This window comes from Zoogloea sp. (assembly GCF_023150065.1).
GTDB lineage: Bacteria > Pseudomonadota > Gammaproteobacteria > Burkholderiales > Rhodocyclaceae > Zoogloea.
The window spans coordinates 370837-386061 of the sequence record NZ_JAKLLN010000001.1; the positions used below are offsets into that span (position 1 = coordinate 370837).

The 15225-nt window shown below is 65.2% G+C and carries 11 protein-coding genes; 6 read left to right on the forward strand and 5 right to left on the reverse strand.

Annotated elements, in window-relative coordinates; translation table 11 throughout:
* Positions 1 to 164: 164 nt before the first annotated feature.
* Positions 165 to 854 carry a DUF3334 family protein gene (locus L6Q67_RS01825; RefSeq protein WP_296564328.1) on the forward strand — a complete coding sequence of 230 codons (690 nt, stop codon included), beginning with the start codon at positions 165 to 167 and terminating at the stop codon, positions 852 to 854.
* A gap of 18 nt (positions 855 to 872) precedes the next feature.
* Here the strand turns inward: L6Q67_RS01825 and L6Q67_RS01830 are convergent, their stop codons facing one another.
* Positions 873 to 2252 (reverse strand): malonyl-CoA decarboxylase, encoded by a 1380-nt coding sequence (locus L6Q67_RS01830; protein ID WP_296564331.1) that lies wholly within the window; start codon positions 2250 to 2252, stop codon positions 873 to 875.
* A 420-nt stretch (positions 2253 to 2672) separates the two neighbouring features.
* On the opposite strand from L6Q67_RS01830, the gene L6Q67_RS01835 reads away from it, so the two are divergent.
* Entirely contained in the window at positions 2673 to 3836 is a 1164-nt protein-coding gene (locus tag L6Q67_RS01835; RefSeq protein ID WP_296564336.1) for a porin, read from the forward strand.
* 290 nt (positions 3837 to 4126) lie between these two features.
* On the opposite strand, the gene L6Q67_RS01840 is transcribed toward L6Q67_RS01835, so the two are convergent.
* Entirely contained in the window at positions 4127 to 6304 is a 2178-nt protein-coding gene (locus L6Q67_RS01840; RefSeq protein ID WP_296564339.1) for a PhoX family phosphatase, read from the reverse strand.
* 319 nt (positions 6305 to 6623) lie between these two features.
* Here L6Q67_RS01840 and pstS point away from each other — a divergent pair, with 319 nt between their 5' ends.
* The 4 genes from pstS (at position 6624) to pstB (ending at position 10395) form a co-directional block, all read left to right on the forward strand.
* On the forward strand, positions 6624 to 7664 hold the full coding sequence (gene pstS, locus L6Q67_RS01845; RefSeq protein WP_296564342.1) for a phosphate ABC transporter substrate-binding protein PstS: 1041 nt from the start codon (positions 6624 to 6626) through the stop codon (positions 7662 to 7664).
* Between the two features lie 106 nt (positions 7665 to 7770).
* Positions 7771 to 8742, forward strand: a complete 972-nt coding sequence (gene pstC / locus L6Q67_RS01850) for a phosphate ABC transporter permease PstC (protein ID WP_296564345.1) — start codon at positions 7771 to 7773, stop codon at positions 8740 to 8742.
* A 3-nt stretch (positions 8743 to 8745) separates the two neighbouring features.
* Positions 8746 to 9588 carry a phosphate ABC transporter permease PstA gene (gene pstA / locus L6Q67_RS01855; RefSeq protein WP_296564348.1) on the forward strand — a complete coding sequence of 281 codons (843 nt, stop codon included), beginning with the start codon at positions 8746 to 8748 and terminating at the stop codon, positions 9586 to 9588.
* Between the two features lie 12 nt (positions 9589 to 9600).
* Entirely contained in the window at positions 9601 to 10395 is a 795-nt protein-coding gene (gene pstB / locus L6Q67_RS01860; RefSeq protein WP_296564352.1) for a phosphate ABC transporter ATP-binding protein PstB, read from the forward strand.
* Between the two features lie 198 nt (positions 10396 to 10593).
* Here pstB and L6Q67_RS01865 read toward each other — a convergent pair whose 3' ends face one another.
* The 3 genes from L6Q67_RS01865 to L6Q67_RS01875 all read right to left on the reverse strand — a co-directional run bounded on the left by L6Q67_RS01865 (position 10594) and on the right by L6Q67_RS01875 (position 15186).
* Complete coding sequence (locus L6Q67_RS01865; RefSeq protein WP_296564355.1) at positions 10594 to 11097, reverse strand: phasin family protein; 504 nt, start codon at positions 11095 to 11097, stop codon at positions 10594 to 10596.
* Positions 11098 to 11272: 175 nt separating this feature from the next.
* On the reverse strand, positions 11273 to 13276 hold the full coding sequence (locus L6Q67_RS01870; protein ID WP_296564357.1) for an acyl CoA:acetate/3-ketoacid CoA transferase: 2004 nt from the start codon (positions 13274 to 13276) through the stop codon (positions 11273 to 11275).
* Between the two features lie 89 nt (positions 13277 to 13365).
* Positions 13366 to 15186 carry a sigma-54-dependent Fis family transcriptional regulator gene (locus L6Q67_RS01875; RefSeq protein WP_296564359.1) on the reverse strand — a complete coding sequence of 607 codons (1821 nt, stop codon included), beginning with the start codon at positions 15184 to 15186 and terminating at the stop codon, positions 13366 to 13368.
* Positions 15187 to 15225 lie beyond the last annotated feature (39 nt).

Below are 15225 nucleotides of genomic sequence, written 5' to 3' on the forward strand. Positions count from 1 at the left end.
AGCGGGGGAGGGGTCGGGATGGCGCGGAAGATAGCCGCCGAATGTTTCGGCCCGGTGACGGTGCCCCGTGTCCCCGTGTGCGATCGGCGCTCAAGCCGGCCGGCGCGGGGCCGTCAACCGGTATCGATACGCCAATCGACTTCTCAACGGACCCGTACCGCACCATGAGCACACCAGAAAACCCCGTCGTATTCGGTACCGAAGACCTGCTGATCAGCCTGTGCAACTCGGTGAGCAAGGTGCTGACCGCTGCTTCCGGCAGCCAGATCCATTACTCCGCCATGGTCCAGCGCATCACCAAGACCTGCCTCAAGCCCGACATCGGCTGCTTCGTGCTGTTCGACGGGGGTTTCTCCGGGCTGGTGATCATCAACTTCTCATCCCTGGCGGCGATGGAGCTGTACGAGCGCTACATGCGCAGCATGGGCATGGCGCAGGAGGATCTGGCGAGCAGCCACACCTCGGACGAGGTGGGCAACGTGATGGGTGAGCTGATGAACCAGATCGTCGGCGACTTCACCGGCAAGGTGCGCCACGAGCTGCAGACCCACATCACCCAGAACCAGCCCAAGATGCTGGTGCTCAACAAGCAGGTGATGCTGAGTGTGGATACCCACCTGGATCAGCCCGAAGCCCGCCGGGTGACCTTCTATACGGGCGGCGGCAACATCTTCTATCTGGAGCTGGCGGTGGACCGCACCGAGTTCATCAAGCTCTATGACTTCGACGCCCAGGAGGCGCCCGATCCGGACGAGCTCTTCGACCAGGCCGGGAAGGGGCACGCCCAGGTGGCTCCGCCGGTGCCCGCGGCGAGCGACGACACCGACGATCTCCTCAAGTCCCTCGGCATGTGAGGGCGCGGGCCCGTCCGTTCAGGGGCGGGCCATGCGGCGTACCGCGGCGGCGGAATCCACCTGGCCTTCGGCGCTGAAGGCTTCCACGTTGTTCTCGATCCGGTCCGGGTCGTAGAGGTAGTTCACCATGATCCCCAGGGACTGGCTGAAACCCTTGGTCGAGGTGTCTGCCAGCCAGTTGAGGCGCTCGACCCGGGCTCCGTTGCCCAGGTGAAAGCGCGCCACCGGGTCCACGGGCTTGCCGTCGCGCCGGGCGTTGAGCAGGTAGTGGGCGGCCAAGCGCAGTAGCGGGTCTCGCAGGGCCCGGGCCAGGCTCTTCTCCTCGGCCCAGCTGCCATCGCCGGACAGGCGCGTCCACACGCTTTCCACATCGCCCTCGAGGCCCGCGGCCATCAGCCGCTTGCGGTCCGCATCGCTGAAAACACCTGCCGCCTCGGCCGGGTTGCGCCGCACCCATGACATCAGGCCGGGGATCGGCGACAGGGTGGAGAAGGTCTTGAGCTTGGGGAAATCCCGCTGCAGGTCTTCCACCACCCGCTTGAGCAGGAAGTTGCCGAAGGACACCCCGCGCAAGCCCTCCTGGGTGGCGCTGATGGAATAGAAGATGGCCGTGGTGGCGCGGTTGGCGTCGGCCAGCGGGGCGTTGATGTCGAGCAGCTTCTGCACGTCGTCGGCGAGGGCGTCCACCAGGGCCACCTGCACGAAGATCAAGGGCTCGAGCGGCATGCGCGGGTGGAAGAAGGCGTAGCAGCGGCGGTCGGAGTCGAGGCGGTTCTTGAGGTCGTCCCAGGAGCGGATCTCGTGCACTGCCTCGTACTGGACCAGTTTTTCGAGGAGCGCAGCCGGCGACTGCCAGGTGATGCGCTGGAGCTCCAGGAAGCCCACGTCGAACCAGGCTGTCAGGCGGTTCTCCAGCTCCCGGTCGAGGGGCTTGAGCAGGGGCTCGTCGGGAAGGTAACGGAGCAGGTCGGCGCGCAGGTCCACCAGGAACTTGACCCCCTGGGGGATGGCGTTGAACTGGGTCAGGATGCGCAGCCGGCGCGAACGCATGGCACCGCGAAGGCGGGCTTCGGCGTCCCACTGGCCGGCGCTGCCCACAGCCGCCTGGTAGGCCTCGTGGGCCTTGGCCACCCGCGCCGGGTCGGGCCCGAACTCAAGGGCAATCATCAGCAGGAAACGCCGCCGGCCGGCATCGTTGAGGCGCAGATAGGCCTCGGCCAGGCGCGCGGCCCGCTGCCGCGTGGACACCTCGCCGCCGCGGCTCTCGGCACATTCCTGGAGCTGCTGGCGCAGGCGCTCGATGTCCCGCTCGGAGGCTTCCCGCGGGCGGGAGTTGCCGGAGGCAACAAGGGCACGCATTTTAGACAGACTGCGGGCGAGCAGATCGGTGGCGGACATGGGGCAGGCTCCTCTACTGGGTTCAAGCCGAGATCATAAAGACACCGGCGCCGGAAGGAGATGTCGGGGATCACGTTCGGTGTGACGAGGTGTGACACCGGGTGCATGGAGTAGGAGAATTTTGTTGTTTCTGTACAACATGGCCGCACTTGCAGTGGCCGCTCCGGATTTGTCCATTTACGGCGAATCCCTTTGTTGACGGGGGATTGGCGAGGTTTTGGCGGTGTTTCGGGGAGTTGCGCTGTCACAACAGTGCAACGCGGCTGAAACCTGCTCTCTGTAGGTTCCGGGCTGCCTGATCCGGCACCGATGTTCTTGCCCTGGCAAGGATGAGCAATCACTCGGTGAGCGGTTCAAAAAGGTGAACCTGGTCACCCCTCCCCAGGGGTTGCGCCAGTCCTCAATCACTAGGAGTCAAAGATGCAAAAGAAAATGATCGCCCTGGCTGTTGCCGGCCTGGCTTCCACGGGCGCTTTCGCCCAGGCCAATGTCACCGTCTATGGCGTGGCTGATGCCTCCTTCGACATCGTCAAGATCGCCGGTGACGCCAACAACGAACTGGGCAACACCACCCGCGTCTCCACCAACTCCTCCCTGCTGGGCTTCAAGGGCGCCGAGAACCTGGGCAATGGCCTGACCGCCGTGTTCCAGTTCGAGAGCTCCGTGGGCTTCGACAACGCCGGCTCCCTGGGCGCCACCCGTGACAGCTACGTCGGCCTGGCCGGCAGCTTCGGTACCGTGGTGCTGGGCACCCTGACCGGCCCGACTCGCGCCCTGGGCACCGCCCTGGACGTGAATGCCGGCGCCACCGGCATCGGCGCCAATACCGCGCTGCTGGGCAAGCTGGGCAACAACCTGATCGGCTCCACCGACACCAGCGGCAACTACAGCGGCGGCAGCACCTGCGCCCGTAACGCCACCTGCGCGTCGATCTTCGACAACCGCTGGAAGAACGCCATCGCCTACGTTTCCCCGAGCTTCGGCGGCCTGAACGCCACCGTCGCCTACGTGGCCAACGAGAACAAGTCCCTGCACGGCCTGACCGCCGCCAACACCACCGGCTACGACGTGGGTGTGAAGTACGCCAACGGCCCGGCCATGGCCGCGGTGACCTACAACGCCGTGTCCGTCGGCAACGCCGCCGATCTGAAGATCAGCGACCTGCGCGTGGGTGGCAGCTACAACTTCGGCATGGCCTCCGTGCGTGCCGTGTTCGACCTGGCCCGTGCCGACAACTTCGGCGGCAACAAGGTCACCCAGGCCGTCTATGGCGTCGGCGCCACCTTCAACGTGACCCCGGCCTCCAAGCTGCTGGGCCAGGTGTATGTCGCCCGCGACCTGAAGACCAACGGCTCCAGCTCCGATGACACCGGCGCCAAGCTGTTCGAACTCGGCGTCGAGCACAGCCTGTCCAAGCGCACCATGCTCAAGGCCACCTGGGCCATGGTCAACAACGACTCCCGTGCCCGTTACGACTTCGGCATCAACGCTGCCGGCATCAATACCGGCACTCTGCCGGGCGGCGCCAACGCCACTGGCGGCACCGTTCAGGGCCTGTCCTTCGGCCTGCGCCACACCTTCTGATCGGGTTCAACCCCGGCTGAAAGCGGCGGGCACCTTCGGGTGCCCGCTTTTTTTGCGTCGACGGACCCTGCTGAAAGGGTGTTGCCTCCGGGCTGGCATCTTCGTGGGGTCGAATTCGTTCGACCGCAGACTACCGGTCACCGGCGTGCCTGCAGCTCAAGTTGCGGAGGTCGAAGGAGTCCGACCCCACGGGTGGTGCTTCGCGGCGGCGTAGGGCGCAAAAAAAAAGCCCCCCACCGCGAGGTGGGGGGCCAAAGGGATGGCTGAGGATGAACTACTGCGTCTGTCGATCAGACGGCGATTTCGCCGCCGTTCGTGCGGGTGATGACGACGGTGGCCGAGCGCGGGCGCTTGGTGGAGGTGGCGTCTGTCTGGCTGGTGGGCCAGGCGCTGGTGGGGGAACTCAGGCTGCCGTCTTCACCCGGGTGCTGGACGTTGATGAACATCGTCTTGCGGTCGGGGGTCATGGCGATGCCGGTGATTTCGCACTGCTTGGGGCCGACGAGGAAGCGGCGCACGGTGGCCTCGGTGGCGTTGGCGCCCTTGATGGTGGGGGTGCCGCCGGCTGCAGTGGCCGCGGAGCCGTCACCCACCTTGCCGGGGACGGCGGCCAGCATCATGCAGTTGGTCACGTCGGTGTAGGCGCCGTCGTCGGTCTGGATCCACAGCATGCCGTTCTGGTCGAACCACAGGCCGTCGGGGCTGGAGAAGTCATTCACCGCGGTCAGGCCGGAGAGGTTGACGTTGGCGGCGGCACCTGCTTCCGCGCCGAAGAGGTAGATGTCCCAGGCGAAGGTGGTGGCGGCAGGGTCACCACCGGCTTCGCGCCAGCGGATGATGTGGCCGTTGGGGTTGCCCTTCTGGGAGGTGGTGCCGCCCTTGATGTCCTCGTAGTAGCGGGGGTTGGCGGTGTCGGGCTTGAGCTGGCTGCCGGTGGGGGTGGCGGTGGGGGAGACCCGGTTGCTGTTGTTGGTGAGGGTCATGTAGACCTCGCCGTTGATGGGGTTCACCGCGCCCCACTCGGGACGGTCCATCTTGGTGGCACCGACCACGTCGCCGGCGAGGCGGGCATTGACCAGCACATCGGCCTGATCGGCGAAGGGGTAGGTGGTGTTGGCGGCGGTGAGGCCGTTCTTGCCGTGGGTCAGCTCGACCCAGGTTCCGGAGCCGTCGCTGTTGAACTTGGCCACGTACAGCGTGCCTTCGCTCATGTACCTTGCGCCGGCGGTGTGGCCCTTGCCCACGTCGGCGGCGTCCCACAGGGCCTTGGAGACGAACTTGTAGATGTACTCGTTGCGGGAGTCGTCACCCATGTAGAACACCACCGGCTTGCCGGCCACGGCCTTGCAGGGCCAGCAGCCTTCGTGGGCAAAGCGGCCCAGGCCGGTGTACTTGACCGGGGTGGAGTTGGGGTTGAAGGGGTCGATCTCGACGATCCAGCCGAAGGTGTTGAAGATGTTGCGGTAGTCCTCGGCGGCGCTGGCGCCGGTGACGGAGGCGCTCCAGCGCACGAAGAGGTCGTCGCTGCCGGCGGTGTCCCACAGGTAGGGGCTGTTGCGGCCCTGAGTCATGCCGTAGCGGTTGAGGGCGGTGACTTCCTTGGCGCTGCGCAGGGCGTTGTCGCCGGCGGCGCGGCCGATGACGTTGGTGAAGTTTTCTTCACAGGTCAGGTAGGTGCCCCAGGGGGTGTAGCCGTTGCCACAGTTGTTGTTGGTGCCTCGAGTGGTGGTGCCGTCCGTCGAGTACCTGGTCTGCAGCAGGGCGTTGCCCCGGGCCGGGCCGGCGAAGGCCATGGGGGTGGCGGAGGTGACGCGGCGGTTGTAGGTGGAGCCGCGGACCATGGTCATGGCGGTGCCGGAGGTGCCACGGCGGATCTCGGCGACGCTCACGCCGTGGGCGTAGATTTCCTTCTCCACCTCGGTGGCGGAGCGGTTGGCGCCGGCGCTGCGGCCGTTGCTGTGCAGGGCGTAGGGGCCGACCACATATTCGTGGTTGACGCACAGGATGCCCCGGTCGGAGCGGTTGGCGTCAAAGGCACCGGCATCCGACAGGCCGAAATAGTGCATGCCGTCGTGGCCGTCACCGATGCGGCGGTTGTACGAATCGGCGCTCTCGCTGCCGTTGTCGGCCCAGGCGGCGTCGGTGGTGGTGAGGGGGTCGCCCAGGGCGTGGAGGATGCTGACCTGGTAGCCGGCGGGTACGGTGACGACGTCGTTGAGGTTCTTGGCCACCGCGTCGAAGCTCAGGCTGGGGGTGTCATTCCGGTTGTTGCTGCTGCCGCCACAGGCGCTCAGGCCGAGACCGCTGAACAGGGCAGTGGTGGAGGCGGCGATGCCACCCTTGAGGACGCCCCGGCGGCTCAGACGGACGTCGATGATGTCCTGGATGTGGGTGTTGTCGGACGGGTTGGTGTTGTCACCGTCGTTCATCGGGGAGGTTTGAAGGGGCTGGCCGGAAAGCATCGGCATGAAGGTTCTCCTGGTTGAGGGGCTGATCAGCCGGCTATGGTCTTTAATGCAGATGAAGGCTTGATGACAGGATTGCGGCAGCGTGCTTTTTTGCAAAGCGTCATCTGGTTGTCACGCAGGAGGCGCATAGACGTTGCGGGCACTGGGCGAGGAGGGGATGCTGCGGTGCGGCGGAGCTTGCAACCGTAAGATGACTTGTCACAGTATCGTCACATTGGATCGCTAATCTTCGGTGCTGACATCAGGGGTATGGATCGTCCGGTCATGGCGATCCCGACCCACAGGATTCCGATTTCCAAAAAAGCCTCAGGAGAGTTTCATGCTGAAAGCCGTGTCCCGCTCGCTTCTCGTCACTGCCGGTGCTGCGCTGGCGACTTCCGCCTTCGCTGCTGACATCACTGGCGCGGGTGCCTCCTTCCCTGCCCCGATCTATTCCAAGTGGGCTGATGCCTACCACAAGGCGACCGGCAACAAGGTGAATTACCAGTCCATCGGCTCCAGCGGTGGCATCAAGCAGATCACCGCCAAGACGGTTGATTTTGGTGCTTCCGACATGCCCCTGTCCCCCGAGCAGCTCGAGAAGGACGGCCTGCAGCAGTTCCCGACCGTGATCGGCGGCGTGGTGCCGGTGGTGAACATTCCGGGCGTCAAGCCGGGCCAGCTCAAGCTGACCGGCGAGCTGCTGGCCAACATCTACCTGGGCAAGATCACCAAGTGGAATGACCCGGCCCTGGTTGCCCTGAACCCCGGTCTGAACCTGCCGGGCAACGACATCGGCGTGGTCCGTCGCGCTGACGGCTCCGGCACCACCTTCATCTTCACCAACTATCTGTCCAAGGTGAGCGGCGAGTGGAAGGAGAAGGTCAAGGAAGGCGCTGCCGTGCAGTGGCCGCTGGGCCTGGGTGGCAAGGGCAACGAGGGCGTTTCCGCCTTCGTGCAGAAGCTGCCGGGCGCCATCGGCTACGTGGAATACGCCTACGCCAAGCAGAACAAGCTGACCTTCGCCGCCCTGAAGAACAAGGACGGCAACTTCGTGCTGCCGGACGACGAGAACTTCAAGGCCGCTGCTGCCGGTGCCGACTGGAGCAAGAACGCCTTCTATGAAATCCTGACCGACAAGCCGGGCAAGGACAGCTGGCCCATCACCGGCGCCACCTTCGTACTGATGCACAAGACCCAGGACAAGCCCGTCCAGGGCGCCGAGGCCCTGCAGTTCTTCGACTGGGCCTACAAGAACGGCGGCAAGCTGGCCACCGATCTCGACTACGTGCCCCTGCCCGAAGCCACCGTCAAGCTGATCCGTGCTTCCTGGGGCACCCTCAAGGATGCGTCCGGCAAGGCTGTCTTCTCCGCCAAGTAAGAACGGCTTTCGCAGTCTGATATAACGAGAAGGCCGGCAGAGGAGACTCTCCGGCCTTGTCTCCATAATCTACGGATCACATTTCATGAACACTGAGGTCATAGACATGAATAGCCGGCCCCTCGATACCGCCCCGCCGGTACGCAAGCCGGTGAATCAGATGGGTTCGAGGATCTTCGGTGGCCTGTCCATGTTGTTCGCGCTGCTGGCCCTGATCCTGCTGGCCGGGATCATCGTGGCGCTGACGATCGAATCGATGCCGAGCCTGAAGGCTTTCGGGCCGGCCTTCCTGTTTTCCACGGAGTGGAATCCGCCCGCCGAGCAGTTCGGGGCCCTGATCCCCATCTACGGCACCCTGGTGACCTCCATCATCGCCCTGGTCATCGCCGTGCCGGTCAGTTTCGGCATCGCCCTTTTCCTGACCGAACTCTCGCCCCTGTGGTTGCGCCGTCCCCTGGGCACGGCCGTCGAGCTGCTGGCGGCCGTTCCGTCCATCGTCTTCGGCATGTGGGGCCTGCTGATCTTCGCCCCGATCTTCGCCGAATACATCCAGCCGCTCCTCAGGGCCACGCTGGGTCAGCTGCCCTTCATCGGCCAGCTCTTCTCCGGTCCGTCCCTGGGCATCGGCCTGTTGTGTGCAGGCGTCATCCTGGCGGTCATGATCATCCCCTACATCGCTTCGGTGATGCGTGACGTGTTTGAAGTCACCCCGGCGATGCTCAAGGAATCGGCTTACGGCCTCGGCTGTACCACCTGGGAAGTGATGTGGCGTGTTGTGCTGCCCTACACCAAGAACGGTGTGGTGGGCGGCATCATGCTCGGCCTCGGCCGCGCCCTGGGGGAGACCATGGCGGTCACCTTCGTCATCGGCAACACCAACTTCCTGTCCACGGCGTCGCTGTTCGCGCCGGGCAACAGCATCACCTCGGCCCTGGCCAACGAGTTTGCGGAGGCCGAGCGTGGCCTGCACACCGCCTCGCTGATGGAACTGGGCCTGATCCTGTTCGTCATCACGCTGATCGTGCTGGTGCTCTCCAAGCTCCTGCTGCTCCGCCTGTCCGCCAACGAAGGACGCTGATCCATGGAACTTCTCGCCCGTCGCAAATTGACCAACCAGATCGCCCTTGGCATGTCCATGGCGGCGATGGCCTTCGGCCTGTTCTGGCTGGCCTGGATCCTGGTCACCGTGATCCAGCTGGGGATCGATGGCCTGTCCCTGTCCCTCTTCACCGAAATGACCCCGCCGCCCGGGGCCGAAACCGGCGGTCTGGCCAACGCCATCGTCGGCAGCCTGATCCTGGTCGGGCTCGGCACCCTGGTCGGTACGCCCATCGGCATCATGGCTGGCATCTACCTGGCGGAATACGGTCGTTTCACCCTGCTTGGCCGGGTGACCCGCTTCGTCAATGACCTGCTGCTGTCGGCCCCGTCCATCGTCATCGGCCTCTTCGTCTATGCGGTGATCGTCGCCACCACCGGCAAGTTTTCCGCCTGGTCGGGCGCCGTGGCCCTGGCCCTGCTGGTTCTGCCCATCGTGGTCCGCACCACCGAGAACATGCTGATGCTGGTGCCGGGCTCCCTGCGGGAAGCGGCTTTCGCCCTGGGGGCGCCCAAGCATGTGGTGATCCGCAAGGTGACCCTGCGCGCCGCGCGCAGCGGGGTGGTGACCGGGGTGCTGCTGGCCGTGGCGCGTATTGCCGGCGAGACCGCGCCGCTGCTCTTCACCGCCCTGTCGAACCAGTTCTGGAGCGTCGATCTGAACGAGCCGATGGCGAACCTGCCGGTGACGATCTTCAAGTTCGCCATGAGCCCCTTCGAAGACTGGCAGCGTCTGGCCTGGGCCGGCGTGCTGCTGATCACCCTGGGTGTCCTTGGTCTCAACATTATTGCCCGCGTGATGTTCCGCGCCGAAAAACTCCATTAAAAGAGTCTTCCCATGCAAGCAGCCAATCAATCCAAGCAGAGCGTCATCACGGGTCCGGCACAGATTGCTTTCCGGAACTTCAACTTCTACTACGGCGAGTTCCTGGCGCTGAAGAACATCAACTTCGAGATGGAGAAGAACAAGGTCACGGCCTTCATCGGACCTTCCGGCTGTGGCAAATCCACGCTGCTTCGCACCATCAACCGGATGTACGACCTTTACCCCAACCAGCGGGCCGAGGGCGAGATCCTGCTCAACGACGAGAACCTGCTGAGCCCCAAGGTGGACGTCACCACCCTGCGGGCGCGGGTGGGCATGGTGTTCCAGAAGCCGACGCCTTTCCCCATGTCGATCTTCGACAACATCGCCTTCGGTGTCTCCCTGCACGAAAAGCTCAGCCGCGCCGAGCTGGAGGAGCGGGTCCAGTGGGCGCTGGTGAAGGCCGCCCTGTGGCCCGAGGTGAAGGACAAGCTGCACCAGAGCGGCATGAGCCTGTCCGGTGGTCAGCAGCAGCGTCTGTGCATCGCTCGCGGCATCGCGGTCAAGCCCGAGGTGCTGCTGCTCGACGAGCCGACCTCGGCCCTCGACCCGATCTCCACCTCGCGCATCGAAGAGCTGGTGATCGAGCTGAAGAACGACTTCACCATCGTCATCGTGACCCACAACATGCAGCAGGCGGCCCGGATCTCCGACTACACCGCCTACATGTACCTGGGCGAGCTGATCGAGTACGGCGTGACCGACGAGCTCTTCCTGCGTCCGAAGAAGAAGGAAACCGAGGACTACATCACCGGCCGTTTCGGCTGATGGCCGCGCCGCCCCAGAGGCCGAAAGGTTCTCCGGGGCGGGCGAAGCGGATCGGATTTCGATGTACTGGAGGACACCTGCCTGTTGCCGGGCGGGTGTCCTTTTTCATTGTTTCGGTGTTCTGTCGGTGCGGATTGCGGCCCCACCAAAAACAAACGGCGCCCGAAGGCGCCGTTGGCTACTGCAGGATCGCGCCGATTACTTCTTCGGGGTGATCTTGGTGAAGGCCTGGAAGGCTTCGGTGGAGGCCTTGGTCATCTGCTCGTAAGCGGCACGGGCGGTGTCCATGGCGCTCTGGATGGAACCCAGGGCGTTGTTGTCGCCGATCGGCATGCCCTTGAACATCTTCTGCAGGGACTCGAACATGTCCTGGCCGCCGCCGGTGAGCTGCTCGCTGACCATCTTGCCGACTTCGGCCTGGGTCTTGGAGGTGATCTCGGCGATCTCGCGGGCACAGGAGAGCATCTTTTCGGTGGTGGCCTGGGCGTAGGATGTACGCAGGTTCAGGGCTTCGGCCGGATCCTTGACGGTGGAGAGGGCCTTGGCGTTGGCCACGCCTTCTTCAAACAGGGACTTGGCGGTGCCGACCTGCAGCTCCATGATGCGCTGGGAGTTTTCGATCGACAGCTGGGCGAGGCGCATGGCGGCCTCGAGGTTCTTTTTCTGGATCTCGTTGAATTGCTGTTCTTGCTTGGTCGCCATAGTTTTCTCCACACATTGTTGTTGAACAGTTAGAGACGCAGATCTGTTGTCTCCCGCAGCCTCTTGCCAAAAACGATATCACACGCTCATGCACCGAGAAGGGGCGTTGCATAAAAAAATGATGCTTTTGTTGAATTATGTTGCAGCGCAACAACAGGTGTTGCGCTGCAGCCCCTTATTGAGGCCTGGAGAGACCGGCGCGGGCCTCTTCGGCCGAGTCGAAGATCTCCGGCGCCAGGTGGCGGGCTGACAGCGCGTTACCCAGCCTGGCCCGCAGGAAGGTGTTGGTGGCGTAGCGGGTGACCTGGCTGTAACGGCGTTCCATCAGGCCCTGGATCATGCTGGTGTAAGGCTCGAGCAGGTCGTCCTGGATGTCGAAGCCATGGTAGTTGACTACCGCCGGCACCTTGCGGCCGAGGGGGGCGAGGATGTCCTCGATGTGGCTGCGGATCTCCTCGATCTCGGCGGCCTTGCGCAGGCGAAGGTTCTCGAAGTCGATGAAAAAGATGTTTTGCGCCGCGTCAAAATGGAAGCGCGAGGCGAGCGGGGCCGCCACGATCGTGCTGCGCAGGTCCATGGCTTCGTCGCGGAAGATGCGCGGGTCCATGGTGCGCGGCGTGCCGCGGATGACGGGCTTGAAGCGCATGTGGGCGAGGATGTCGCGTTCGATGTCCACCCCGGGCGCCACCTCGGTGAGTTCAACGCCGTCAGGGGTCAGTTCGAACACGCAGCGTTCGGTGATGTAGAGCACCGGCTGTTTGCGACGCAGGGCCTCGGGACCGCTGAAGGTGCGGTGCTCCACCTCCTGGACGAACTTCACGGCCTTGCCTTCCACCAGGATCTTCAGCTGCCCGCTGTCGAGGCCAACCTCCAGCCCGCCGGCCGTGAAGGTGCCGACGAAGACCACCTTCTTGGCGTTCTGGCTGATGTTGATGAAGCCGCCGGCGCCGGTGAGCTTGGGCCCGAACTTGGAGACGTTGAGGTTGCCCTGCATGTCGGCCTGGGCCAGGCCCAGGAAGGCGATGTCCAGGCCGCCGCCGTCGTAGAAGTCGAACTGGCTGGGCTGATCGACGATGGCCGCGGTGTTGATGGCCGCGCCGAAGTTGAGGCCGCCCTGGGGGATGCCGCCGATCACGCCGGGTTCGGCGGTGAGGGTCATCAGGTCGATGATCCGCTCCTCGGCGGCCACCGCGGCGACGCCTTCGGGCATGCCGATGCCCAGGTTAACCACTGCGTTGGGGGTCAGCTCCATGGCGGCGCGGCGGGCGATGATCTTGCGCTCGCTCATCTCCATGGGTTCGAGGGAGGTGACGGGTACCCGGATCTCGCCGGAGAAGGCCGGGTTGTACTGCTCCAGAAAGGTCTGCATGTGCCACTCGGGCTTCTCGGCCACCACGATGCAGTCCACCAGGATGCCGGGGATCTTCACCTGCCGGGGGCTGAGGGAGCCGGCCTCGGCGATGCGCTCCACCTGGGCGATGACGATGCCGCCGCTGTTTCGCGCCGCCATGGCGATGGCCTGGCCTTCGAGGGTCAGGGCTTCCTTCTCCATGGTGATGTTGCCGTCCGGGTCGGCGGTGGTGCCGCGGATGATGCCGACGCTGATGGGAAAGGCCTTGTAGAAGAGATACTCCTCGCCGTCGATCTCCATGACCCGCACCAGATCCTCGGTGGTACAGGCGTTGACCTTGCCGCCGCCAAAGCGCGGATCGACGAAGGTGCCCAGCCCGACCCGGGTGAGGGTGCCGGGCTTGCCGGCGGCGATGTCGCGATACAGATGGGTGATGACGCCCTGGGGCAGGTTGTAGCCCTCGATGCGGTTCGACACCGCCAGCTCCTGCAGGCGCGGCACCAGGCCCCAGTGGCCGCCGATCACCCGCTTCACCAGCCCCTCGTGGCCCAGGTGGTTGAGGCCCTTGTCCTTGCCGTCGCCCTGGCCGGCGCCGTACACCAGGGTCAGGCCGGCGGGCTGGCCGCGCCCCTTCGGGTCCTGCTCGCGGGTATCGAGGAAATGCTGTTCCAGGGCGATGGCGATGTTCTCGGGAAAGCCGATGCCGACAAAGCCGGTGGTGGCCACCGTGTCGCCGGCGCGGATCAGCCGCACGGCGTCGGCGGCGCTGACGATCTTGCCGGTGTTGCGGCCCTGGGGACGCACGAAGTGCGGGGTTTTCTGGGTCATGGGTCCTCTCCTGTGGCGGCGCGTGCGGGGTCCCCGAACGATACCGAAAACCCAGTGGATCGTCATGGCGGGCGGGCGCCCGCCCGCCATCACTCCGCGTCGCTGAGGATGCCCCGGCTCTTCAGGCGATACAGCATCTGCGGGCGGGTGATGCCCAGGAGGCGGGCGGCGGCGGCCACGTTGCCCTGGGCCCGCCCGATGGCCCGCTTGAGGAGCAGGGTCTCGATCTCGTCCAGGGACACCTGCTCGCACTCGTCCGCCTCGTCGAGGAGCAGCTGCTGGACGCCGCGGCTGACCCGCTCGGCCTCCCGGTCGTGGGTGAGGTCGGCAATGAAGGTGGACGGGTCGACGGCCACCAGCCGGCCGTCCCGGTTGATGGCGAAGCGCTGCTCGGTGAAGCGTTCGCCGCTGGTGAACAGGTGCGGGGCGTCGATGGCCCCCTCCGGCGGGGCCAGGATCACGCCCCGCTCGATGACGTTCTCCATCTCCCGGATGTTGCCCGGCCAGTCGTAGGACAGCATCGCGTCCACCGCCCGCTGGGTGAAACCGGTCTGGCTGCGCTCGTGGCGGGTGTTGAACTTGTTGAGGAAGTGGTTCATCAGCAGCGGGATGTCCTCACGGCGTTCGCGCAGGGGAATGATGCGCACCGGAAACACGTTGAGGCGGAAGAACAGATCCTCGCGGAAGCGCCCGGCCTTCACCTCGTCGCGCAGGTCCACGTTGGTGGCGGCGATTACCCGCACATCCACCTTGCGGGTCTGGGCGTCGCCCAGGCGCTCGATCTCGCCCTCCTGCAGGGCGCGCAGTAGCTTGCCCTGGGCGCTGGCGGTGAGGGTGCCGATCTCGTCGAGAAAGAGGGTGCCGCCGTTGGCCCGCTCGAAGCGGCCCAGGCGGCTCTGCAGGGCGCCGGTGAAGGCGCCGCGCTCGACCCCGAACAGCTCCGACTCGATGAGCTGCTCGGGGATGGCCGCGCAGTTGACGGCCACGAAGGGCTTGTCGGCCCGGTTGCTGAGGCGGTGCAGGGTACGCGAGAACACCTCCTTGCCGACACCGCTTTCCCCCAGGAAGAGCACCGTGGCCCGGGTGGGGGCAACCTTGCGGACCAGGTGCATCACGGTGTTGAAGCTCGGCGACACCCCCACCGGCATGTCGGGCTGCGGGTTCTCGCCCCGTGGCAGGATCAGCTCGCAGCTGGGGCGGGGCGGGGCAGGGGAGTGATCGGGGCGCAGGATGTCGGCTTCCATGAAGCGCTGGTCCTGCAGGGCATCGGGGCCCCACTCATCCAGGGGCTTGCCGACGATGCGGCAGATCTGGTGCCCCATCGACTGGCATTCGACTTCCCGGTACAGGATCGGCCGGCCCATGAACTCCGATGAGTAGCCCGAGGCGTAGCCGATCTGCATCCAGCAGGCCGGCTCGGTGCCGATGGAAAAGTGGCGGATGTGCTCCTCGTCCTCCACCGGGCTCGACCACAGGAACTCGCCGTAGTGGGTGCCTTTCTCCACATCGCATTCCATGCGCACCGCCTGGGACATGCCGATGCCCTCCAGGCAGTGCATCTGCGGGCCCACCGCGAACATGTCGCGGATCGGCGTCCTGGAGCGGATCTTGCGGGCCAGGCGGGCGTCGTTGACGCCGGCGTGGTAGCCCATGCGGGTCATCAGGCAGCGCGCCACATCCAGGCCCAGGTTGTCGATGATCTCCTTGCGCAGCATGCCGAGGGACGAGGCATGGATCAGCAGCATGCGCTGATCGTCCAGCCAGATCCGCCCGTCGGTGGTGGAGAAGTGCAGGCGCCCGATCAGATCGGCCAGCTCCGGGAAGGGCACGGTCGTTTCGTCCTGGGGCGCTGGCGGTGGCGTGATCGGCTTGTCTGCCCCGGTCCGGTCGGCGCGGCTGCCTGTTTTCATGGTGTCTCTCCCCATCATTTTTCGGTGTGTTCCCGGGAG